Annotated in this window: 19 protein-coding genes and 1 pseudogene; 11 read left to right on the top strand and 9 right to left on the bottom strand. The window is 62.7% G+C overall.

Going from position 1 to position 20,438, the window contains the following annotated elements:
• Positions 1 to 175 precede the first annotated feature (175 nt).
• The 6 genes from lptF (at position 176) to rsmA (ending at position 7,782) form a co-directional block, all read left to right on the top strand.
• Positions 176 to 1,378: an LPS export ABC transporter permease LptF gene (gene lptF, locus FJ954_RS27170; protein WP_015318495.1), complete on the top strand. Its 1,203-nt coding sequence runs from the start codon at positions 176 to 178 to the stop codon at positions 1,376 to 1,378.
• Positions 1,375 to 2,460: an LPS export ABC transporter permease LptG gene (gene lptG, locus FJ954_RS27165; protein WP_181171237.1), complete on the top strand. Its 1,086-nt coding sequence runs from the start codon at positions 1,375 to 1,377 to the stop codon at positions 2,458 to 2,460. The genes lptF and lptG overlap by 4 nt, the downstream gene beginning before the upstream one ends.
• The gene (locus FJ954_RS27160) at positions 2,460 to 4,898 is read left to right on the top strand and encodes an LPS-assembly protein LptD (protein ID WP_181177929.1); all 2,439 of its coding nucleotides are present in this window, start codon (positions 2,460 to 2,462) and stop codon (positions 4,896 to 4,898) included. The genes lptG and FJ954_RS27160 overlap by 1 nt, the downstream gene beginning before the upstream one ends.
• Before the next feature lie 88 nt (positions 4,899 to 4,986).
• The gene (locus tag FJ954_RS27155) at positions 4,987 to 5,919 is read left to right on the top strand and encodes a peptidylprolyl isomerase (RefSeq protein ID WP_181171225.1); all 933 of its coding nucleotides are present in this window, start codon (positions 4,987 to 4,989) and stop codon (positions 5,917 to 5,919) included.
• A gap of 13 nt (positions 5,920 to 5,932) precedes the next feature.
• Entirely contained in the window at positions 5,933 to 6,949 is a 1,017-nt protein-coding gene (gene pdxA / locus FJ954_RS27150; protein ID WP_181177928.1) for a 4-hydroxythreonine-4-phosphate dehydrogenase PdxA, read from the top strand.
• Positions 6,946 to 7,782 carry a 16S rRNA (adenine(1518)-N(6)/adenine(1519)-N(6))-dimethyltransferase RsmA gene (gene rsmA / locus FJ954_RS27145; protein ID WP_140664642.1) on the top strand — a complete coding sequence of 279 codons (837 nt, stop codon included), beginning with the start codon at positions 6,946 to 6,948 and terminating at the stop codon, positions 7,780 to 7,782. Before pdxA ends, rsmA begins: the two co-directional genes overlap by 4 nt.
• A gap of 49 nt (positions 7,783 to 7,831) precedes the next feature.
• Here the strand turns inward: rsmA and gmk are convergent, their stop codons facing one another.
• From gmk to fabD, 8 genes and pseudogenes are all read right to left on the bottom strand, one after another.
• The gene (gene gmk, locus FJ954_RS27140; protein WP_023773399.1) at positions 7,832 to 8,488 is read right to left on the bottom strand and encodes a guanylate kinase; all 657 of its coding nucleotides are present in this window, start codon (positions 8,486 to 8,488) and stop codon (positions 7,832 to 7,834) included.
• Between the two features lie 21 nt (positions 8,489 to 8,509).
• Positions 8,510 to 9,400 (bottom strand): YicC/YloC family endoribonuclease, encoded by an 891-nt coding sequence (locus FJ954_RS27135; protein WP_140664639.1) that lies wholly within the window; start codon positions 9,398 to 9,400, stop codon positions 8,510 to 8,512.
• A 160-nt stretch (positions 9,401 to 9,560) separates the two neighbouring features.
• On the bottom strand, positions 9,561 to 10,871 hold the full coding sequence (gene mltG / locus FJ954_RS27130) for an endolytic transglycosylase MltG (protein WP_140664637.1): 1,311 nt from the start codon (positions 10,869 to 10,871) through the stop codon (positions 9,561 to 9,563).
• Positions 10,872 to 10,973: 102 nt separating this feature from the next.
• Complete coding sequence (fabF, locus tag FJ954_RS27125) at positions 10,974 to 12,236, bottom strand: beta-ketoacyl-ACP synthase II (RefSeq protein ID WP_023773396.1); 1,263 nt, start codon at positions 12,234 to 12,236, stop codon at positions 10,974 to 10,976.
• 33 nt (positions 12,237 to 12,269) lie between these two features.
• Positions 12,270 to 12,506 (bottom strand): acyl carrier protein, encoded by a 237-nt coding sequence (locus FJ954_RS27120; protein ID WP_006203723.1) that lies wholly within the window; start codon positions 12,504 to 12,506, stop codon positions 12,270 to 12,272.
• A gap of 212 nt (positions 12,507 to 12,718) precedes the next feature.
• A complete protein-coding gene (gene fabG / locus FJ954_RS27115; RefSeq protein WP_140664634.1) occupies positions 12,719 to 13,456 on the bottom strand; it encodes a 3-oxoacyl-[acyl-carrier-protein] reductase in 738 nt (245 codons plus the stop codon).
• Positions 13,457 to 13,487: 31 nt separating this feature from the next.
• Positions 13,488 to 13,610 (bottom strand): annotated as a pseudogene (locus FJ954_RS32165) (type II toxin-antitoxin system RelE/ParE family toxin); the annotation flags it as partial.
• Between the two features lie 22 nt (positions 13,611 to 13,632).
• Positions 13,633 to 14,583: an ACP S-malonyltransferase gene (gene fabD, locus FJ954_RS27105; RefSeq protein WP_140664628.1), complete on the bottom strand. Its 951-nt coding sequence runs from the start codon at positions 14,581 to 14,583 to the stop codon at positions 13,633 to 13,635.
• Positions 14,584 to 14,826: 243 nt separating this feature from the next.
• Between fabD and FJ954_RS27100 the strand changes: the two genes are divergently transcribed.
• Positions 14,827 to 16,788 carry an LTA synthase family protein gene (locus FJ954_RS27100; protein ID WP_140664625.1) on the top strand — a complete coding sequence of 654 codons (1,962 nt, stop codon included), beginning with the start codon at positions 14,827 to 14,829 and terminating at the stop codon, positions 16,786 to 16,788.
• Between the two features lie 52 nt (positions 16,789 to 16,840).
• On the opposite strand, the gene FJ954_RS27095 is transcribed toward FJ954_RS27100, so the two are convergent.
• The gene (locus FJ954_RS27095) at positions 16,841 to 17,089 is read right to left on the bottom strand and encodes a hypothetical protein (protein WP_140664622.1); all 249 of its coding nucleotides are present in this window, start codon (positions 17,087 to 17,089) and stop codon (positions 16,841 to 16,843) included.
• 275 nt (positions 17,090 to 17,364) lie between these two features.
• Between FJ954_RS27095 and rpsF the strand changes: the two genes are divergently transcribed.
• The 4 genes from rpsF to FJ954_RS27075 all read left to right on the top strand — a co-directional run bounded on the left by rpsF (position 17,365) and on the right by FJ954_RS27075 (position 20,370).
• Positions 17,365 to 17,853, top strand: a complete 489-nt coding sequence (rpsF, locus tag FJ954_RS27090) for a 30S ribosomal protein S6 (RefSeq protein WP_015318508.1) — start codon at positions 17,365 to 17,367, stop codon at positions 17,851 to 17,853.
• On the top strand, positions 17,853 to 18,101 hold the full coding sequence (gene rpsR, locus FJ954_RS27085; protein WP_006203718.1) for a 30S ribosomal protein S18: 249 nt from the start codon (positions 17,853 to 17,855) through the stop codon (positions 18,099 to 18,101). The genes rpsF and rpsR overlap by 1 nt, the downstream gene beginning before the upstream one ends.
• A 214-nt stretch (positions 18,102 to 18,315) precedes the next feature.
• The gene (gene rplI / locus FJ954_RS27080) at positions 18,316 to 18,900 is read left to right on the top strand and encodes a 50S ribosomal protein L9 (protein WP_015318509.1); all 585 of its coding nucleotides are present in this window, start codon (positions 18,316 to 18,318) and stop codon (positions 18,898 to 18,900) included.
• Positions 18,901 to 19,077: 177 nt separating this feature from the next.
• Positions 19,078 to 20,370 (top strand): cyclopropane-fatty-acyl-phospholipid synthase family protein, encoded by a 1,293-nt coding sequence (locus FJ954_RS27075; protein WP_015318510.1) that lies wholly within the window; start codon positions 19,078 to 19,080, stop codon positions 20,368 to 20,370.
• Positions 20,371 to 20,438 lie beyond the last annotated feature (68 nt).

The following is a 20,438-nucleotide window of genomic DNA, read 5'->3' as shown; positions in this document are numbered from 1 at the left end:
CGTCCTTTCTTATCCATTGCCGCCGACACTCCGATCCGCTGCGGCACGCGACGTGGGACGGGAACCAGATCGCCTGCCTGATGCAGCCCAACGGAGCCAGTTGTGCGGGCGTCGCCGGACAGCTACCCTTAGCGTGGTGGCATGATGCCGTTCGAGAAAATCGAGTAAAGCCTTCATGAAGGTCATTGAACGCTACATCATGCGGCGCACTTTCGTTGTCTTCATCGCAGCGCTGGTCTGGACGCTGGCCATCGTGTGGACGACGCAGGTGCTGGCCAAGATCAATCTGGTCACGGACAGCGGCCAGTCGGCCTTGACCTTCTTCGAGGTCGCGTCTCTCATTCTCCCTTCTATCGTTCCGATCGTCGTGCCTTTCGCGCTCGTGGTGGCGGTCGCGCAGACACTCAGCGTGATGAATTCGGATTCGGAACTCGCGGTGGTCAATGCATCGGGTGCTTCGCGCTGGACCATCGTGCGGCCGATCATGCTGCTGGCGCTGGCCGCCAGCGTCTTTTCATTCGCCGTGGACAACGGCATCGACCCCTATGCACGACAGAAGAACCGCGCCCTGGTGGCGGAGTCGCGCGCCGACCTTTTGTCGCTGATCATTCAGGAAGGCACCTTCCGCAAGATCGAGGAAGGACTGTTCCTGCAGATTGGCGAGCGGCTTCCCGACAACCGGCTGGGTGGCATCTTCGTCGCCGATTCCCGTGAGGAAGGCGTCAATCTCGTCTATTATGCCAAGACCGGCAGCATCATCGAGCGGGGCGGCGAAAAGGTGCTGATGATGAATGACGGCGTCATCCATCGCAAGACGCTGACAGGCGACCTCAGTGTTATCCGGTTCACGTCCTATGCCTTCGACATGTCGGCCTTCATGTCGGCGGCCAACCAGGTGACGCTCCTGCCAAAAGACCAGACCACCCAGTACCTGCTCAATCCAAGCCCCAACGACAAGAACTACCAGCAAAGTCCGCAGGAGTACCGGGCGGAGATCGACCAGCGGTTTTCGGAATGGACATACTCCATGGTTTTCGCACTGATCGCGCTCGCGGTCGCGGGAGACGCGCGTTCGCATCGCGAGGCGCGCGTCAATCCGCTGATCACCGCCATCGCGATATCGCTGTTCGTACGCTGGCTGGGGTTCTTCGCCGCAAGCAAGGCCGACGAGGTCCCGCAATATTCCTATGTGGTGTATGGCATACCGATCGCGGCTTCCGCGGTGGCGATCTGGTTCATCGTGTCGAACCGGACCATGGAACTGCCGGTTGCCTGGGCGGACTGGATGACAAACCTGGCCAGCCGCATCGGTGACGGGTGGAATGCCCTCAAGTCTCGTTTGTCCAGGCGCGACACCTCGGGCCAGGGAGTCGGCTGATGGGCTGGACGCTGGGCCGTTACTTCTTCTTCCGTTACGTGGCGATCACGATCTGGTTCTTCATCGGCCTTCTGGCGCTGGTGTTCCTGATCGATTTCACGGAATTGTCGGGCCGCACCACTGGCCTGCCGGGCTTCACCTATGGGACGGCGATGGCCATTTCAGGCCTTCGAATGCCCATGATCATGCTGCAGACGGTGCCGTTTGTCGGCTTGTTCTCGGCGATGGCGACGCTGGTTTCGCTCAACCGGCGTTACGAACTCGTCATCGCGCGGTCCGCGGGTGTCTCCGCCTGGCAGTTCCTTTTGCCGTGCTGCATCGGCGCATTGCTGTTCGGCGTCGTGTCGGTCGGGATCATCAACCCGCTTGCCGCCCACGCTTTCTCCTTGTCCGAACAGATCGAGACCGAGCTGCGCTCCGGCAAGTCCAATACCGTTTCAGCAGATGCCGCGCCCTGGATTCGCCAGAAAACCAGTTCCGGCGACACGATCATCGGCGCGCGGGCTATCCTCGACCAGGGCCTGGAGATGGCCGACGCCGTGTTTTTCATCCTCGACCAGCAAGGCAACATCGTCGAGCGCAAGGACGCGGCACGGGCCTACCTGCGCGACGGCTATTGGGAATTGCAGGATGTAAAGACCTTCAGGAACGGCACCATCCAGCCCGTCGCGAGCGATCGTGTGCAGACCAATCTGAAGCCGGAATTCGTGCAGGAGCGGCTGGCGCGCCCGGAGACAATTCCCTTCTATGACCTGCCCGGAAAAATCGAGGTTGCCCGTTCCTTCGGCCTCAAGGCAAATGCCTTTGCCATGCAGTTTGATTCGCTGGTGGCGTTGCCGTTCCTGCTCGTCGCCATGACGCTGATTGCGGCAACAGTTTCAATGCGATTTGCGAGGATGGGACAATCGGCAACGATGATTCTGGGTGGCGTCGTTGCCGGGTTTCTGCTTTATGTCGTTTCGGTGCTGGTGAAGGCGTTCGGCGTGGCGGGGTTCGTGCCGACTGCCATAGCCGCCTGGGTGCCGGTCGTGGTAGCTATGTTCTTCGGGGTGACTTTCCTGCTATACAAGGAAGACGGCTAGTGAGGGAGGCGTTTTTGCCCAGCGACAGGCAGGCCCATTTGGCGCGCCTTTATGCGGCGAGCGCCTTGGCGTGCCTGCTTGCCTGCGGCGTCCCGCTGCCGGCCTTCGCGCAGGAGGTCGGCAACTTGGCGACCACCGTTCCATCCGGTTCGCAGATGCTGCTGGCCGCCGACACGCTGGAATACAACAACGACAACCAGACCGTGACCGCCGTCGGCGGCGTGCAGATCGACTATGGCGGCAACCGCCTCGTCGCCCAGAAGGTCGTCTACAACCGCAACACCAAGCGGATGGTTGCCAGCGGCAATGTCGAGATCGTCAACAGCGACGGCACCAAGATCAATTCACAACACATCGACATCACCGACGATTTCGCCGACGGTTTCGTCAACGCGCTGCGCGTTGAAACGGTCGACAAGGCCTATTTCGCCGCCGAAAGCGCCGAACGCATGGGCGGCGTGCTGACCACCTTCCACAATGGCGTCTACACCGCTTGCGAACCGTGCGAGGACAAGCCCGACAAGGCGCCGACATGGCGCGTCAAAGCCAGGAAGATCATCTGGAACGGTGAGAAGAAGACGGTTCGCTTCGAGAACGCGAATTTCGAGTTCTTCGGCTTTCCGCTGGCCTACCTGCCGGCGTTCGAGATCGCCGATCCCACGGTGAAGCGCAAGAGCGGATTCCTGATCCCCAGCATCGGCTACAACAGCCATCTGGGGTATAGCGTCAAGGTTCCCTATTATTTCGCCCTTTCGCCGACATATGATCTGACGGTGACCGGAAGCGGTTACACCAAGCAGGGCTTCCTCGGCGAAGCCGAATGGCGCCAGCGCTTCAACAATGGCGAATACACATTCAAGGTTGCCGGGATCCAGCAGCAGAATCCGGACGACTTCCTCGACAGCGCCGCGTTCCCCTCGACCGCTGGCCACAATATCGATTCCGGCGCGGTGGGCGATCCGAACAAGTTCCGCGGCATGATGGGCACGCAAGGGCAGTTCGCCATTAACGAACGCTGGAATTTCGGCTGGGACGTGTTGCTGCAGACCGACAAGAATTTCTCGAACACCTACAACATCGCCAAGTACAATTCATACGTCCACCAGTCGTCGGTCTATTTGACCGGCCTCAACGACCGTAATTATTTCGACGTGCGCGCCATGCATTTCGAGGTCCAGGAAGATACGCCCAACGACAATGCCGCCGCGCGGAGCGGCCAGCAGCCCTGGGTGCTGCCCTCGCTCGACTATGCCTATATCCCCGACACATCGGTCGCCGGCGGCCAGTTGTCGCTCAACGTCAACACGCGCGTCATCCGCCGCGAAGATCTCGACGAGACCTACTTTACCCCGTACGTTCCCGGCTCGGGTACGCAACGCGTGCGCGGCATCGAAGGCGAGTCCAGCCGCCTCACCGCCGAGGCCGAGTGGAAACGGAGCTTTGTCACCGACGACGGGCTGGTGCTGACACCGTTGCTGGCGCTGCAAGGCGACGTCGACTATGTCAGAGCGTCGTCGGCCTCGCTCACCGCGATCAACCAGATGGCGACGAATTTGGGCCAGCAGGACGACATGCGCTCGTCCTTTGCCCGCTACATGGCGACTGCCGGGCTCGAGATGAGCTGGCCGCTGTTGTTCTCGCTGGCCAGCGGCTCGAGCCACGTTGTCGAGCCGATGGCACAGGTGTTCCTGCGTCCGAACGAACAGTATGTCGGCGGCCTCTCCATTCCGAACGAAGACGCGCAGAGCATGGTTTTCGATGCGACCACGCTGTTCGAGCGCGACAAGTTCTCCGGTTATGACCGTATCGAGGGCGGCTCGCGTGCCAATGTCGGGCTGCGCTATTCCGGCTCCTACATCAATGGCTGGGGCACCAATGCCATCTTCGGCCAATCCTATCAAATTGGCGGCGAGAACTCCTTCGCGGCACCCGATCTGGTCAATGTCGGCGCAAATTCAGGCCTTGAGACCACCAAGTCCGACTATGTCGGCCTGTTTGGCATAACCAGCCCCAATGGATTCGCGGCTTCGGTCAGCGGCCGGTTCGACGAACAGAGCTTCGAGATCCGCCGCGCCGAGCTGAAAGCTGCCTATTCCGGCCTGCCGGTATCGTTGAGCGCCAAGTATGCCTTCATCCAGGCGCAGCCGCTCTACGGTTTCACCACCGACCGTCACGAGGTCACGCTCGGCGCATCCACGCATCTTGCCGAGAACTGGCGCGTGTTCGGGACAGGAACCTACGATTTGCAGGAGGGCCTGCTGGTCAAGGACGGGGTGGGCTTCGCCTACAACGATTCCTGCTTCACCTATCTGATGACGTACGCACAGTCGCGTGACCTGAACACCAGGGAAGTGACGCAAAGCATCGGATTCAACCTCTCGTTCCGCACCCTCGGCGACTTCGGCTCGTCGAGCAACGGAGTCGACACCATCCAATAGGCGGCGACATCGTTTCGCCGCATAGGGCTGGCACGGATTCGCCCATCCGGAAGGGGACGGAACTGGCGGAGCCGGGAATAGAATTGGGATGCCAAGGATGAGGAAATACCTCTTTTCAGCAGGGTTCGCGTTGCTTGTGGCGGCGACATCCGTGTCAATGACCGTCATGACGCCGCCGGCTTTCGCCAGCGAGATCAAATACGTCGTCAACGACATACCGATCACCACCGGTGATATCGCCCATCGTGCCGCCTTCCTGAAGCTGCAGCGCAAAAAGGGTGATGCTGGCCAGGAAATGATCGACCAGACGCTCCGGCTCGCCGAGGCCAGGCGGCTTGGCATCCGCATCAGCGATGCACAGGTCGAGGCCGCCTATCAGCGCTTTGCCACCAACAACAAGATGCAGCGCGGCCAGCTCGACGGCGTCATGGAAAAATCCGGCGTCGGCAAGGACCATTTCAAGGAGTTCATCCGCGCCCAGATGGCCTGGAACCAGGCCTTGAGCGCGCGCTACCGTTCCGGCGAAGGCGGCAGCGTGACCGAACAGGACGCGGTGCGACGCATGCTCGACAAGGGCGGCGCCAAGCCGAGCGCCATGGAATACATGCTGCAGCAGGTCATCTTCGTCGTGCCGGCGGCCGAACGCAGCGCGACGCTGGCCAAGCGCAAGCGCGAGGCCGACGCCATGCGCGCTCGCTTCAACGGCTGCAACACGACGCGCGAGTTCGCCAAGGGCCTGATCGACGTCACGGTTCGTGATCTCGGCCGGGTTCTGGCGCCGCAACTGCCGCCAGACTGGGCCGAGCAAATCAAAGCGACCAAGGTCGGCGGCGCCACCGTTACGCGCGAGACCGAACGCGGCGTCGAATTCATCGGCATCTGCTCGTCGCGCGAAGTGTCGGACGACAAGACCGCCCAGATGGTGTTCCAGAGCGAAGGCTCCAACGACAAGGCCGCCGACGATCTCAGCAAGAAATATGTCGACGAACTGAAGGCCAAAGCCCGCATCGTCAAGCGCTGACGTGAGTAGCGCGATGACCGCGCTGGCGTTGAGTGTCGGCGACCCATCCGGTATCGGCCCTGAAATAGCCATCGCCGCCTTCCTTGCGCGTGACGCTGTCGGCTTGCCCCCGTTCTATCTGCTGGCCGACCCGGCTGTGGTCGCCGCGCGCGCGCGCCACCTTGGCGTTTTGCTGCCCGTCGAGGAGGTGACGCCGGTGCAGGCGATCGAGGTCTTTGGCCACGCCTTGCCCATCGTTCCGCTGACGGCGCGCTTCATCGACAGCCCCGGCCGGCCGGACCCGGCCAATGCGGCCGGCACCGTCGAAGCGATCGACCGAGCGGTCGCCGCCTGCCTTGCCGGTGAGGCCGCCGCGGTCGTGACCTGCCCGATTGCCAAGAAGCCGCTCTATGATGCGGGCTTCCTTTTTCCCGGCCACACCGAATATTTGGCGCATCTCGCGGCTCGGCACAGCGGCGTCGAGGCGATGCCGGTAATGATGCTGGCAGGCCCCGACCTGCGCACGGTTCCCGTCACCATCCACATCGCCCTGGCCGAGGTGCCGAAGGTCCTGAGCACCGAATTGATCGTCGCGACCGCGCGCATCACCGCGGCCGACCTTGCCAGCCGCTTCGGCATCGCCAGGCCGCGGCTCGCCATTGCCGGCCTCAATCCGCATGCCGGCGAAGGCGGCTCGATGGGCACGGAAGACGAGCACATCGTGCGCCCGGCGGTCGACATCCTGCGCGCCGAAGGCATCGATGCTTTCGGCCCCCTGCCCGCCGACACGCTGTTCCATGCCCGGGCGCGGGCGGGCTACGACGCGGCGCTTTGCATGTATCACGATCAGGCCTTGATCCCGGCCAAGGCGCTGGCCTTCGACGAGGCGGTCAACGTCACGCTGGGGCTGCCCTTCATCCGCACCTCGCCCGACCACGGCACCGCCTTCGACATCGCCGGCAAGGGCATTGCGCGGCCCGACAGCCTGATCGCGGCGCTGAAGCTCGCCAGAAAACTCGCCGACACCGACGCAAGGGCGGCGGCCGCATGAGCATCGATGGGCTGCCGCCGCTGCGCGACGTCATCGAGCGTCATGGACTGCAGGCGAAAAAGGCGCTTGGGCAGAACTTCCTGCTCGACCTCAATTTGACAGGCAAGATCGCGCGCAGCGCCGGCGACCTGACAAATGCCACGGTGATCGAGGTCGGGCCCGGGCCCGGAGGGCTGACGCGAGCGCTGCTTTCCAACGGCGCCCGCCGGGTCGTCGCCATAGAGCGCGACGAACGCTGCCTGGCAGCGCTTGCCGAAGTCTCGGCTCATTACCCCGGCCGGCTGGAGGTGATTTCGGGCGACGCGCTGAAGACCGACTTCGCCGCCCTCGCCGCGGCGGCTGGAGATAGTAGGCAGGTGCGGATCGTGGCCAATCTGCCCTACAACATCGGCACGGAACTGCTGGTCCGATGGCTGACGGTCACGGACTGGCCGCCCTTTTACGCCTCGATGACATTGATGTTCCAGCGCGAGGTCGCCCAGCGTATCGTCGCAGCGCCCGACAGCGACGCCTATGGCAGGCTGGGTGTGCTCGCTGGCTGGCGCACGCAGGCCAGGATCGCCTTCGACGTGCCGCCTCAGGCCTTCACGCCACCGCCCAAGGTCACCTCTTCGGTGGTGCATCTCGAGCCCCGCGCGACACCCCTGCCCGGCGATGTGAAGAAACTCGCTCGGGTCACGGAAGCCGCCTTCGGCCAACGCCGAAAAATGCTACGGCAGAGCGTGAAAAGCCTCGGCGGCGAGGCCTTGCTCGAACGAGTGGGGATCGACCCGACACGACGCGCCGAAACGCTTAGCGTCGAGGAGTTCTTGCGGCTGACCAATGCGGTGTAGCTCTCTTCTCGCCGCTCACGCAGGGCTATCCGGGAGAAGGAAAAAGCGGTCAATCCGTCTTCTCGTCCAGCAAGCCCGACACGAAATCGAAAAGACCTGGCCGGCGGTCGCGGCGCAGCCGCTCTGCCACGACGATGCCGCGCACTTCGGCGAAAGCACGGTCTAGATCGTCGTTGACGATGACGAAGTCATATTCCTTCCAGTGCTCGATCTCGTTGCGGGCGTTCTTCAGCCGCGTCTCGATCACCGCTTCCTGATCCTCAGCGCGGCGCTTCAGCCGCGCCTTCAATTCCTTCATCGACGGAGGCAGAATGAAGATCGAGACGATGTCGGCGCGCATCTTCTCCTTGAGCTGCTGGGCGCCCTGCCAGTCGATGTCGAACAGCATGTCGCGTCCCTGCGCCAGCGCCAATTCGGCAGGTTCGCGCGGCGTCGCATAGCAATTGCCATGCACCTCGGCCCATTCGAGCAGCGCGTCGGAATCACGCAGCCGCTCGAATTCGCGCATCGTGCGGAAATGGTAGTGAACGCCCTCGATTTCCGAGCCGCGGCGAGGCCTTGTGGTGACCGAGACTGACAGTTCGAGGCTGGAATCGCTCTCCAGAAGGTTGCGAGCGATCGTCGACTTGCCGGCACCCGATGGTGACGACAGGACGAGCATCAACCCCCGGCGGCGGATGCGGGACCCCAAATCCCTGGCAACCATCGGTTCCTTGGCAACCATCGGCTACTCCAGATTCTGGACCTGTTCGCGAAACTGGTCGACGACCGCCTTCAGTTCCAGTCCGATCGCGGTGACGGCGGCGGCATTCGACTTCGAACACAGCGTATTCGATTCGCGGTTAAATTCCTGTGCCAGAAAATCGAGCTTGCGGCCAACGGCGCCGCCGCCCTCGAGTAAGGCCCGGCCAGACGCGACATGCGTTTTCAGCCGGTCGATCTCCTCGCGAATATCGGCCTTGGTGGCAAGAAACGCCGCCTCCATGTGCAATCGGCTTGCATCCAGATTGGCGGATGCATCCATCAACAGCCTGACCTGCTCGGCGATGTGTTCGCGGATCGCCGCCGTATCGCGCGACGGATCCGCTTCCGCGCGCAGGGTCAGTGTCTCGATGACGTCGATATGACCGGACAAAAGCAGGGCCAATGCGGCACCTTCGCCCTGCCGGGCCTGTTCCAGGCCGTTCAGCGCCACGTCGAGCGCGGCCATGATGGCGGTGTCGAGCGCGGCCCGCGCCTCGTCGGTTTCGATGGTTTCGGGAACGTCGAGCACACCACGCAGCGACAGCAAACCGTCAGCCGTTGCGGGCGCGACGCCGAACTGTTCCTGCAATCGCTTGGCCAGGCCGGCGAGATCTTTCAAAAACACCTCGTTGACGACTGGTTGCGCCTGCGCGCCGGCGGCACGGCCGATGGTCAACGTCGCCTGGAAGTTGCCGCGCGCGAAACGCTTCTGCAGCGTTTGCCGAAGCACAGGCTCCAACCGCTCGAACCCCTGAGGCAGCCGCAATCGCACCTCGACGCTCTTGCCGTTGACGGATTTGACTTCCCAGGCAATGGAGGTGCCGTCATGCTCGGCGACGGCGCGCGCAAAACCGGTCATGCTCTGCAAATTCATGTCGCCTGCACATCCCTGGCGCCTCACCCCGAAACCGGTTTTCCGGAGGGACGAGTGCGGCTTAACTTAAAATGACCATTCCGCGAATACGTCGAAATTAGACGCCTGGCGTTCCTTCAAATGTCAGGCCGCCGCCTTCCAGGCAACGCTTTTCTTCGCCTTACTGGGCCGCGCCCGCATCACCGCCAGCATCGCCATTGTCGCCATCGATGCCGCTGTCAATGGCAGGCTTCTCGTCAGCTGGCTTCTCGTCAGCTGGCTTCTCGTCAGCTGGCTTGTCGTCAGCAGGCTTGTCGGCACTGCCGCTGGCACCGGCGGCAGCAGCGGCCTTGGCTGCCTCATCGGCCTGCTTCTTCTGCAGCGCGCGATAGCGGGCGACGTTTTCATTATGCTCGTTCAGCGTCGAGGCAAAGACGTGACCGCCCGTGCCGTCGGCGACGAAATAGAGATCGTCGGTCTTCGACGGGTTGGCCACGGCCTCGAGGGCCGCGCGGCCTGGATTGGCGATGGGCGTCGGCGGCAAGCCGCTGATCACATAGGTGTTGTAAGGCGTCTGCTTCTGGATGTCGGACTGATAGATCGGGCGATCCGCCGGCTTGCCCTTGCCGCCAAACAGACCGTAGATGATGGTCGGATCGGACTGCAGGCGCATGCCCTTGGCCAACCGGTTCAGGAAGACGGCGGCCACGCGCGAGCGTTCGTCGCCCTTGCCGGTTTCCTTCTCGACGATCGAGGCCAAGGTGACAAAGTCCTCGACGCTGGCCAGGGGCAGATCCGGCGCGCGCCGCTGCCACACCTCATCGACCAGTTTCTTCTGATCGGCGAGCAGCTTGTCGACCATCTGCTGACGCGTTGCGCCACGTGTGAAGCGCAGCGTGTCGGTGGCAAGGCTGCCTTCAGGGGGTGTCTTCGCCGGCATATCGCCGCTCAAAGCCGGTTCGTCGGCGATGCGCTGCAAGGCCTGCTCGACCGTCAGCCCCTCGGGAATAGTCAGCGAATACATCACCGACTTGCCGCTCTTCAGCAGTTCCATGATGTCGCGCATGGATGCCCTGGGCTTGATCTCGTACTCACCGGCCTTGAGCGCGGAATCGTTGCCGAAGGCACGCACCCCGAGGCGGAATACGCGGGCGTCGCTGATCAATCCGCGGCGCTCGAGCTGGTCGGCAATGTCCTGGACGCCGGTGCTGGGCTTGACGAGGAAAGTGTCGCCATTGGCGGATGGGCCGGGTTCGGTAAACTCCTGCTTGCCGAAATAGAGGGCCACGCCCGCCGCCAGAACGATCAGCATCACCGCCGAGATGACGAAGTTCATGAACACGACGACCTGGCTGCGCGAAGCACGCGAGCGTTTCGGCGGCGGTGTTCCGGCTTCCGGCCGCAAGGCTTCGCTGGCCGTCTTCGGCACGATCGGCCCGGTGTTCGCCGGCCTTTGCCCGAATTCTCCGTTGCCCGACGGATTAGTGTTCATGTCGCCCTACCGTTCGATCTCTCAACGAATCCCCTGCGGCAGAGTAGGGGCGAATATGGCAAAATTGACGACACGCCAAAGCATTGCCCGGTAACCGGACCGTCAGCCATTATACCGCTGGAAGACGAGCGAGGCGTTGGTGCCACCGAAGCCGAAGGAATTGGACAGTGCCACGTCGATCTGGCGGGCGCGTGGCTTGTTCGGCACCAGGTCGATCGCCGTTTCGCGTTCTGGATTGTCGAGGTTGATGGTCGCCGGTGCGATATTGTCGCGGATGGCGAGGATCGAAAAGATCGCTTCGGCCGCGCCTGCCGCTCCCAGCAAATGGCCGATCGACGACTTGGTCGACGACATCGAAATCTTCGACGCCGCATCGCCGACCAGCCGCTCGACGGCGCCGAGTTCGATCGTATCGGCCATGGTCGAGGTGCCGTGCGCATTGATGTAGTCGACATCGGCCGGCGTAAGCTTTGCCCGGTTCAACGCCGCCGTCATGCAACGGAAAGCGCCATCGCCATCTTCAGCCGGTGCGGTGATGTGATAGGCGTCGCCGGTCAGGCCGTAGCCGGTCACCTCGGCATAGATCTTGGCGCCGCGCGCCTTGGCATGCTCAAGCTCCTCCAGCACGAGGACGCCGGCGCCCTCGCCCATGACGAAGCCGTCACGGTCGCGGTCATAGGGCCGCGAGGCCGTTTGCGGGGTATCGTTGCGCTCGGTCGACAGCGCCCGGCATGCGGCGAAGCCGGCGAGCGACAGCCGGGTCACCGGCGATTCGGCGCCGCCAGCCAGCATGATGTCGGCATCGCCGAAGATGATCAGCCGGGCGGCGTCGCCAATGGCGTGCGCGCCGGTCGAGCAAGCGGTGACGACAGCGTGGTTGGGGCCTTTCAACCCGTGCCGGATCGAAACCTGGCCCGACACGAGATTGATGATGTTTCCGGGAATGAAGAACGGGCTGATGCGACGCGGGCCGCGTTCCTTGAGGATGATCGCGTTCTCGGCGATGCCCTCAAGACCGCCGATACCGGAGCCGATCAGCACACCGGTGGCGCAACGCTCCTCCTCGGTTGAAGGCTGCCAGCCGGAATCCTTCAGCGCTTCATCGGCGGCCGCGATCCCGTACAGGATGAAGTCGCCGATCTTGCGAAGTTCCTTCGGCTCAAGAATGGCTTCGGGATTGAGCGTGCCGTTGGAGCCGTCGCCGCGCGGAATGACGTGGGCGATCTTGCAGGCAAGATCGTCCACCTCGAACTCGGTGACGCGCTTGGCAGCGCTGCGGCCGGTCAGCAGTTCCTTCCAGCCGTGCTCGAAGCCCATACCGAACGGCGAAACCAGGCCAAGGCCCGTGACGACGACACGCCTCATCGCAGGTCCTCCCGGTGACGACTGCGAAAAGCGTCAGGCCGAAGCCTTGTCGATGTACTTCACCGCATCGCCGACCGTCAGGATGGTCTCGGCCGCGTCATCGGGGATCTCGACGCCGAATTCTTCTTCAAACGCCATGACGAGTTCAACCGTGTCGAGGCTGTCAGCGCCCAGATCATCGATGAAGCTCGCCTGCTCCGTCACTTTGTCGGCATCGACGCCAAGGTGCTCGATGACGATCTTCTTGACGCGCTCTGCGGTGTCACTCATTTGGGGCATCCTCGTCTATTGTTTGTCTGTCTTCGTTAGCGGGCGGAATGCCGCTAATCAAGCTGAAAGATGGTCCTGCCGGAAACGCAACGGCCACGGACCGGTTTTTGCCCGAACCGCCGGGTTGCGGGCCGCATTACACGAAAAATAGCCGAGGTCCAAGCCGAAATGGTGGGTTTTCACAGCCCGTCGGCGTTGCTGTCGGGCCTCGCTCAGATCATCGCCATACCGCCATTCACATGTATGGTCTGCCCGGTTACGTAGGCGGCCTCGTTCGAAGCCAGATAAGCAACGGCGGACGCCACTTCGGCACTGGTGCCCATGCGCTTGGTGGGGATCGCCGCCATGATCGCCTCCTTCTGCTTGTCGTTGAGCTTGTCGGTCATCGCCGATTCGATGAAGCCCGGCGCGACGCAGTTGACCGTGATGTTGCGGGTGGCGATCTCCTGCGCCAGCGATTTGGACAAGCCGATCATGCCGGCCTTGGAGGCGCAGTAATTCGCCTGGCCGGGATTGCCGGTCACCCCGACCACCGAAGTGATGTTGATGATACGGCCATGGCGGCGGCGCATCATCGGGTGAGTGAGTTCACGGGTCAGCCGGAAAACGGCGGTGAGATTGACCTCCAGCACCGTATCCCAGTCGGCGTCCGACATGCGCACGAACAGGCCGTCCTTGGTGATGCCGGCATTGTTGACCAGAATGTCGACGCCCTCAAGATCGGCCTCCGCCTTCTGGCCGAGTGCCTTGACCTCGTCACGGTTCGACAGGTTGGCCGGGAACAGCTTGACCCGGTCGCCCAGTTCGGAGGCCAGCGTCTCCAGTTTCTCAACGCGCGTGCCGTGCAGGCCAACGGTCGCGCCTTGCGCATGCAACACCCTGGCGATCGCCTCGCCGATGCCCCCCGATGCGCCGGTGACAAGCGCCTTGCGGCCGGTCAGTTCGAACATCTCTTGTCCTCTTCTCAAATCGTACGGACGGTTATCGATAAACATCACCCCGATGGCCAATCGTTACCACCAGAATGACCAGCCGCTTGTCCTTTACGTCGCAGATTACGCGGTAATTCCCAATCCGATATCTCCAAAAACTCGTCAAAGAAGATGTCGGCGGCGAAGAATTCAAGTCACAGCGCAGCCATAGCCGCCTCGACCTCGGCTGCGGAACCCACGGAGGCGGTGGCGATGTCGCGGTTGATGCGACGAGCCAGTCCTGAAAGCACCTTGCCGGCACCGATCTCGTAAAGCGTGGTGACGCCGTTGGCGCCGAACCACTCCACCGTTTCGCGCCAGCGGACGCGACCGGTCACCTGCTCGACCAGCCGCCCGGCGATCCCGTCGGGATCTGTCGACGGCTGCACCGATACGTTGGACACCACGGGAACGATTGGCGCGGTCTTTGTCACGCCGGCAAGTGCCTCGCGCATGACATTGGCGGCTGGCGTCATCAGCGCGGAATGGAAGGGCGCCGAAACCTGCAGCATCAGCGCCCGTTTGGCGCCTTTTTCGGTGCACAGTTTCGCTGCCAGTTCAACCGCCGCCTTCGCCCCTGATATGACCAGTTGGCCGCCGCCATTGTCGTTCGCCACCTGGCAGACGGCCCCCTTGCCGGCCCCAAGGGCGGCCTCAGCACAGGCGGCTTCGACATCGGCCTGCTCCAACCCGATGATCGCCGCCATGGCGCCCTCGCCGGCCGGCACCGCTGCCTGCATGGCGTTGCCGCGGATGCGCAGCAGGCGGGCGGCATCGGCAACGGAAACGAAGCCGGCGGCGGCGAGTGCCGAATATTCGCCCAGCGAATGGCCGGCGACATAAGCGACCTTGTCCTTCAGCGAGAAGCCGCGCGATTCCAGCGCCCTGATGGCGGCAAGCGACACCGCCATCAGCGCCGGCTGCGCGTTGGCCGTCAGCGTCAGCGTCTCTTCGGGCCCTTCCCAGATCAGCTTCGACAGGTTTTCGCCGAGCGCGTCATCGACTTCCTGGAAAATCCTGCGTGCCTCGGGAAAGGCATCGGCAAGATCCTTGCCCATGCCGACAGCCTGGCTACCCTGTCCCGGAAAGGTGAATGCAACGGCCATGCGAGGGCTCCCCTGACTGGTTTTGCTTGCCTGATACTACGAATTTTCCCTGCCTGTGACGCAAGGCAGGCCGCCAAGTCAAGCCACTTCAGCCCATGCCAATGGGCCCATCCCCGCGCGAGTGCCTGTTCCGAAAGGCTTTTTGGCGATCACACCTGATGAAAACCGCTCACGAATCGTTCGCTGGCTCTTCTTATTTCCGCCACAGGCGCTAGCTTTGCGTGACAATTATATGACAATCGAATGACGTGGGTTGTCTTTGGGCGGGAAGTTGAAGTGGCAAAGAGTTTCAAACGTGCCGGCAACGCGGCGCCGCAGTTCCTGGAAGACGATCCGTCCACCGGCTATCTGCCGGGCCGTAGATGGCCTGTTGTCCGCTACGGGCTGATCAGCCTGGCGATCTCGGCCGTCTTGGTGTTCGCCATCGAACTGATCGTGCGCGGCGATGTCGCCGGCACCGTTTTCTTCTTCCTGCAGCCGTTCAAGCCGGGCTGGACAACTATCGTCGTCTTCGCGCTGGTCCTGATCGGTCTCGACGCGGTGCTCGGCCGCAGCCATCAGAGCCTGATGATCGTCGCGCCGCTGACCTTGTCGCTGGCCTTTGTCGGCCACCAGAAGTCGCATTATCTCGGCGATCCGCTCTACCCGACGGATTTCCTCTACGCCCGCCAGATCTTCGCCCTGCTGCCGCTCTTGGTGCGCGAGCGGCCAATGACAGCGCTGGCCATGGTCGCGGGCATCGTCGCCGGCCTGTCCCTGCTCGTCTACGGCTGGCGGCTATGGCGCCGCAAGGTTCCGGCCCTCAGCCGCAAAGGCCGCCTTGCCCGGCTGACGCTGGCGGTGCCGCTGCTCGCCTTCTTCGTCTCGATCATGGATTACGCCACCTTCTCGTGGACCAGGGACCGGCTGCAGATCATCCCGATCATGTGGGACCAGAAGGAAAACTACGCCTCCAACGGCTTCGCGCTCGCCTTCGCGCTCAACGTGCCGATGGCGCATGTCTCGGCACCGCCGGGCTATTCCGACAAGGCGATCGCGGCGATCGAGCGGCCCGAGGTGACCGCCTCGGTGCCGGCCCAGAAGCCGGACATCATCATCGTCATGAGCGAATCCTTCTGGGATCCAACCAAGCTGCCCGGAGTCACCATCACTCCCGATCCGATGCCCAATGTGCGGGCGCTCCGCTCGGGCTCGATGTTCTCGCCCGAATTCGGCGGCATGACCGCCAACATCGAATTCGAAGCGCTGACCGGCTTTTCCAATGCTTTCCTGCCGGCCGGCAGCATCCCCTACCAGCAATATGTCCGCACCCCGACGCCGTCGATGGCGACCTTCCTGAAGAGCCAAGGCTATAGGGCACGCGCCATCCATCCAGGCACGAACTGGTTCTGGAACCGCGGCGCGGTCTATGCCGATTTCGGTTTCAACGACTTCAAATCGGAAGAGACGCTGCCGCCCATGGAAAAGCGCGGACCGCTGGCATCCGACGCGGCGATGACCGACGAGATCATACGCGAAGCGGACGCCAGCGAGGACCCGGTGTTCTTCTTCGCCGTCAGTCTGCAGAACCACGGCCCCTATGAACCGAACCGTTATTCGAATCCGACCCATTCGGTGCAAGCGCCGATCAGCCAGTGGGCGCGCGACTCGCTGCTCTCCTACGCCGAAGGTTCAGCCGACGCGGACCGCGGCCTTGAACGGCTGATCGAATGGGCCAAGAGGCGCGAGCGGCCGACGATTGTCGCCTTTTTCGGTGACCACCTGCCGCCGCTCGGACCGGTCTATGTCGAGACCGGCTTCCTGAAGGACAACGTCGCGCCGCGCAAGGAACCAACGCCGGAGGCCGCCCTCGAACATCACGCGACACCGCTGATCATCTGGTCGAACCGCTCCGGCCCGGTCGAGAATCTGGGCACGGTCAGCCCCGCGTTCCTGCCCTATCATATCCTCACCGCCGCCGGCATCACCCACCCTTACTACACCGGCTTCCTTGGCGAGATGCGGGAGCGCTATCGTGTCGTCGACCGCAACCTGCTGCTCACGCCGGCCGGGGCGGCCACGCCAGACTGGTCGCGTCAGAAAGAGATTGACCCGGCGATCAGCGACTTCCGGCTGATCCAGTACGACATGATGTTCGGCAAGCGCCATGCCGCGCCCGACTTCTTCCCCGAGACGGTCGACAAGATCGTCGCCCATACGAGTTGAGCCGATCGGCGGGCGCTTAATTTCCCCTGCCGCCCGCCCTCGGATCAGCTGCTCAGTTCGTCAATTGCAGCTTCGAAAATTTGTTGGCGATCTGCAGAAACACGTTCGGCAGCTTGGCCGGATCATTGATGGCATAATAGTCGCTGGGATTCGAGGCGGAGGCGCTGTAATGGGTGCGGTTAGCGACCGTTGACGACGGGCTCGACCCTGTGCGACCTGACATTGCGGTTAAGGGCCGGTTGCCGGGAAAATCGCCGGCCTTGCCGGGCGCTGCCACGTGGGTTCCTGCGGCCTGCGACATCAGGGATGCCGCTTGGCCTTGCTTTATCAGCGGATTGCTTTATAGACGCCGCCAATCTGCCGGTCCCAGCTGGGGGCTGAACGGAGGGCCGGAGGTTTTTTCGAGAACCTTCGTGTGAAGCCAGAAGCGTTTCCGCCTCCCGTGTCTCCGCTCTCGACCGTCTCGTCATGCTCCTTTCTTCCCCGCGCCTTTCGAGGCACATGCGGGTCAGAGAAGTTGCAGAGGCTTTTGCCGCCGGGAACCGGGAGAGAAACGAAGAAAGGCACCAAGACATAATGGCTCTTTACGAACATGTGTTTCTTGCCCGGCAGGACCTCTCGCAGCAGCAGGTCGATGCGCTTGTCGAACAGTACAAGGGCGTCATCTCAGCGAATGGCGGGTCCGTCGGCCGGGTCGAGAACTGGGGACTGAAGTCCCTCACCTACCGGGTCAACAAGAACCGGAAGGCATACTACACGCTGATGGACCTCACCTGCCCGCCGGCAGCGCTCAACGAGATGGAGCGCCAGATGGGTCTGTCCGAGGACGTGCTGCGCTTCCTGACCATCAAGGTCGAGGCGCATGAGGAAGGCCCTTCGGCCATGATGCAGAAGCGCGAAGAGCGCTCCGAGCGCGGTGGCTTCGGCGATCGCGACCGTGGCGATCGGCCGGCCCGCAGCTTCGGCGACCGCGGCGATCGTGGCCCGCGTTCGTTCGGCGATCGCGAAGGCGGCGACCGTGGTCCGCGCCGTCCACGCGAAGGTTTTGAAGGGGGTGCAGAATAATGGTCGACATCAACCAGATCCCGACCCGGCGCCCTTTCCATCGCCGCCGCAAGACCTGCCCGTTCTCCGGCGCCAACGCCCCGAAGATCGACTACAAGGACGTGCGTCTTTTGCAGCGCTACATTTCCGAGCGCGGCAAGATCGTGCCGTCGCGCATCACCGCGGTCAGCCAGAAGAAGCAGCGCGAGCTCGCCAAGGCGATCAAGCGCGCCCGTTTCCTCGGCCTGCTGCCCTACGTGGTTCGCTAATTCTTCCGAACGGGCGGTTCGCCGCCCGTTCCTGTCACCGGCCATGACGGGCATGACCGGTTAGCGCCAAATCCCGAGTTGAGGTCAAAACCCTCTAACTGCCGCGACAGGCAGGACAGCGACACCGGCGGCAACGCCCTTTTGCTTCCTGACCTGTTCCAAAGAATTCGGCGTCGGCCTTGTGGACGGACGCCCAACCAAAAGGAACATAATCATGGACGTCATCCTTCTCGAACGCGTCTCCCGCCTCGGCCAGATGGGCGATACCGTCAAGGTCAAGGACGGTTTCGCCCGCAACTTCCTGCTGCCGCAGGGCAAGGCGTTGCGCGCCAACGAAGCCAACAAGAAGAAGTTCGAAGGCCAGCGCGCCCAGCTCGAAGCCCGCAACCTCGAGCGCAAGTCGGAAGCCGCAGAGGTTGCCGAAAAGCTGGACGGCAAGAGCTTCATCGCCGTTCGCTCGGCCGGTGAGACCGGTCAGCTCTACGGTTCGGTGTCGACGCGCGACATCGCCGACCTGCTGACCGCGGAAGGCTTCACGGTCAACCGCAACCAGATCCAGCTCAACCAGCCAATCAAGACCATCGGCGTCACCAATGTGGCGATCGCGCTGCATCCGGAAGTCGAAGTCACCATCACGCTCAACATCGCCCGCACGGCTGACGAAGCCGAGCGCCAGGCCAAGGGCGAGACGCTGACCACCGCCGAAGCCATTTATGGCGACGACATCAACGACAATGCGCGGCCGGAAAACTTCTTCGATCCGAATGCCGAGTTCGAAGGCGGCGAAGAAAACGCCTGATCACATACGCTCCGAGCGCCGGACCGGCGCTCCGATCGTGCTGTCGATTTCCAGTCATTTCTGGACCAATGCCCGGGCCTCTCGCCCGGGCATTTTTGTGCCAAAAGGAACTTTTCGAAACCCTATATATTGATGCAGAGTAGGACAGCCTGTCTGACCGTGAGGGGACACCGGACCATGAATATTCTGTTGAAGCGCGTTCTCGACCGCCTGGTGCGCACGGGCAGCCTCAAGGTAACCGGGCCGAAGGGCACGACGTTCATCTTCGGCGACGGCAGCGGCGAGCCGGTGCACATGCACATCAAGACCAGGCATGCCGAGCGCGCCATCACCTTCGATCCGATGCTGGCGGTGCCTGAATCCTACATGGACGGCGAGCTGGACATTCTCGAAGGCGGCGTGCTCGGACTGATGCGCATTGCCTTCCAGAACATGGGCAGCGGCGGCATCGACGCGACATGGTCGAAAGCCATAGAGGGCCTGCGCCACGCCTTCCGCCGCCTGCAGCAGATCAACACCGCCGCGCGCTCGCGCCGCAACGTGCAGCGCCACTACGATCTGTCGGGCGAGCTTTACCGGCTCTTCCTCGATGAGGACATGCAGTATTCCTGTGCCTATTTCGAGCAGCCGGACATGACGCTCGACGAGGCGCAGGCCGCCAAGAAACGTCATATCGCCGCCAAGCTCAGGCTGAAGGCCGGCCAGACGGTGCTCGACATCGGCTCCGGCTGGGGCGGGCTCGGCCTCTATCTGGCCAAGGCCTTCGATGTCGACGTGCAGGGCGTGACGCTGTCGACGGAACAGCATGGCGTCGCCACCGACCGGGCCCATGCGCAAGGGCTGGAAAACCACGTCCATTTCGAGCTGAAGGACTATCGCGAGCTCAACGAACGCTTCGACCGCATTGTCTCGGTCGGCATGTTCGAGCATGTCGGGGTCAACCATTACCGCACCTTCTTCGACAAGGCGGCAACATTGCTGAAGCCTGATGGCGTCATGCTTTTGCACACGATCGGCCGCTCCGGCGTGCCGTGGGCGACCAGCGCCTTCATCCGCAAGTATATTTTCCCGGGCGGCTACATCCCGGCAATGTCCGAGGTGCTGCCGGCGATCGAGAAGTCCGGCCTCGTGGTCACCGACGTCGAAATCCTGCGGCTCCATTATGCCGACACGCTGAAGCATTGGGGCCAGCGCTTCGCCGCCAACCGCGACAAGGCAAAGGCGATCTATGACGAACGCTTCTGCCGCATGTGGGAGTTCTATCTGGCTGCCTCGGAAGCTGCCTTCCGTTGGCAGGACTTGGTGATTTTCCAGTTCCAGATCACCAAGAAGAACGACACGCTGCCGATGACGCGCGACTATATGGCCAAATGCGAGAAGGCGCTGGAGTTGCGCGACATGGGCCGCCGCGAGGCGGCTCCTGTCGAGAAGTCCGCCAAGCCCGCCCGCCGACGCAAGGTGGCGGAATAGGAACAGCGCTGACAGGACGCATTATTGGCGCTTGCCATTATAGGCTCCTGCCCCGAAAAAGGCCTCGT

The organism is Mesorhizobium sp. B2-3-15 (assembly GCF_006442875.1).
Lineage (GTDB): Bacteria > Pseudomonadota > Alphaproteobacteria > Rhizobiales > Rhizobiaceae > Mesorhizobium > Mesorhizobium australicum.
Note: the sequence above shows the minus strand (reverse complement) of the source record. Positions and strands in the feature narration are given on the sequence as shown.

What these genes read in the sequence shown, in the direction of transcription:
- rpsF (WP_015318508.1), top strand. Translation starts at nt 17,365, where the DNA reads ATGGCTCTTTACGAACATGTGTTTCTTGCCCGGCAGGACCTCTCGCAG.
- lptF (WP_015318495.1), top strand. Translation starts at nt 176, where the DNA reads ATGAAGGTCATTGAACGCTACATCATGCGGCGCACTTTCGTTGTCTTC.
- fabF (WP_023773396.1), bottom strand. Translation starts at nt 12,236, where the DNA reads ATGAGGCGTGTCGTCGTCACGGGCCTTGGCCTGGTTTCGCCGTTCGGT.
- FJ954_RS27100 (WP_140664625.1), top strand. Translation starts at nt 14,827, where the DNA reads ATGACGTGGGTTGTCTTTGGGCGGGAAGTTGAAGTGGCAAAGAGTTTC.
- rplI (WP_015318509.1), top strand. Translation starts at nt 18,316, where the DNA reads ATGGACGTCATCCTTCTCGAACGCGTCTCCCGCCTCGGCCAGATGGGC.
- FJ954_RS27135 (WP_140664639.1), bottom strand. Translation starts at nt 9,400, where the DNA reads ATGAATTTGCAGAGCATGACCGGTTTTGCGCGCGCCGTCGCCGAGCAT.
- FJ954_RS27120 (WP_006203723.1), bottom strand. Translation starts at nt 12,506, where the DNA reads ATGAGTGACACCGCAGAGCGCGTCAAGAAGATCGTCATCGAGCACCTT.
- fabD (WP_140664628.1), bottom strand. Translation starts at nt 14,583, where the DNA reads ATGGCCGTTGCATTCACCTTTCCGGGACAGGGTAGCCAGGCTGTCGGC.
- fabG (WP_140664634.1), bottom strand. Translation starts at nt 13,456, where the DNA reads ATGTTCGAACTGACCGGCCGCAAGGCGCTTGTCACCGGCGCATCGGGG.
- pdxA (WP_181177928.1), top strand. Translation starts at nt 5,933, where the DNA reads ATGACCGCGCTGGCGTTGAGTGTCGGCGACCCATCCGGTATCGGCCCT.
- gmk (WP_023773399.1), bottom strand. Translation starts at nt 8,488, where the DNA reads ATGGTTGCCAGGGATTTGGGGTCCCGCATCCGCCGCCGGGGGTTGATG.
- mltG (WP_140664637.1), bottom strand. Translation starts at nt 10,871, where the DNA reads ATGAACACTAATCCGTCGGGCAACGGAGAATTCGGGCAAAGGCCGGCG.
- FJ954_RS27155 (WP_181171225.1), top strand. Translation starts at nt 4,987, where the DNA reads ATGCCAAGGATGAGGAAATACCTCTTTTCAGCAGGGTTCGCGTTGCTT.
- FJ954_RS27095 (WP_140664622.1), bottom strand. Translation starts at nt 17,089, where the DNA reads ATGTCGCAGGCCGCAGGAACCCACGTGGCAGCGCCCGGCAAGGCCGGC.
- FJ954_RS27075 (WP_015318510.1), top strand. Translation starts at nt 19,078, where the DNA reads ATGAATATTCTGTTGAAGCGCGTTCTCGACCGCCTGGTGCGCACGGGC.
- rsmA (WP_140664642.1), top strand. Translation starts at nt 6,946, where the DNA reads ATGAGCATCGATGGGCTGCCGCCGCTGCGCGACGTCATCGAGCGTCAT.
- rpsR (WP_006203718.1), top strand. Translation starts at nt 17,853, where the DNA reads ATGGTCGACATCAACCAGATCCCGACCCGGCGCCCTTTCCATCGCCGC.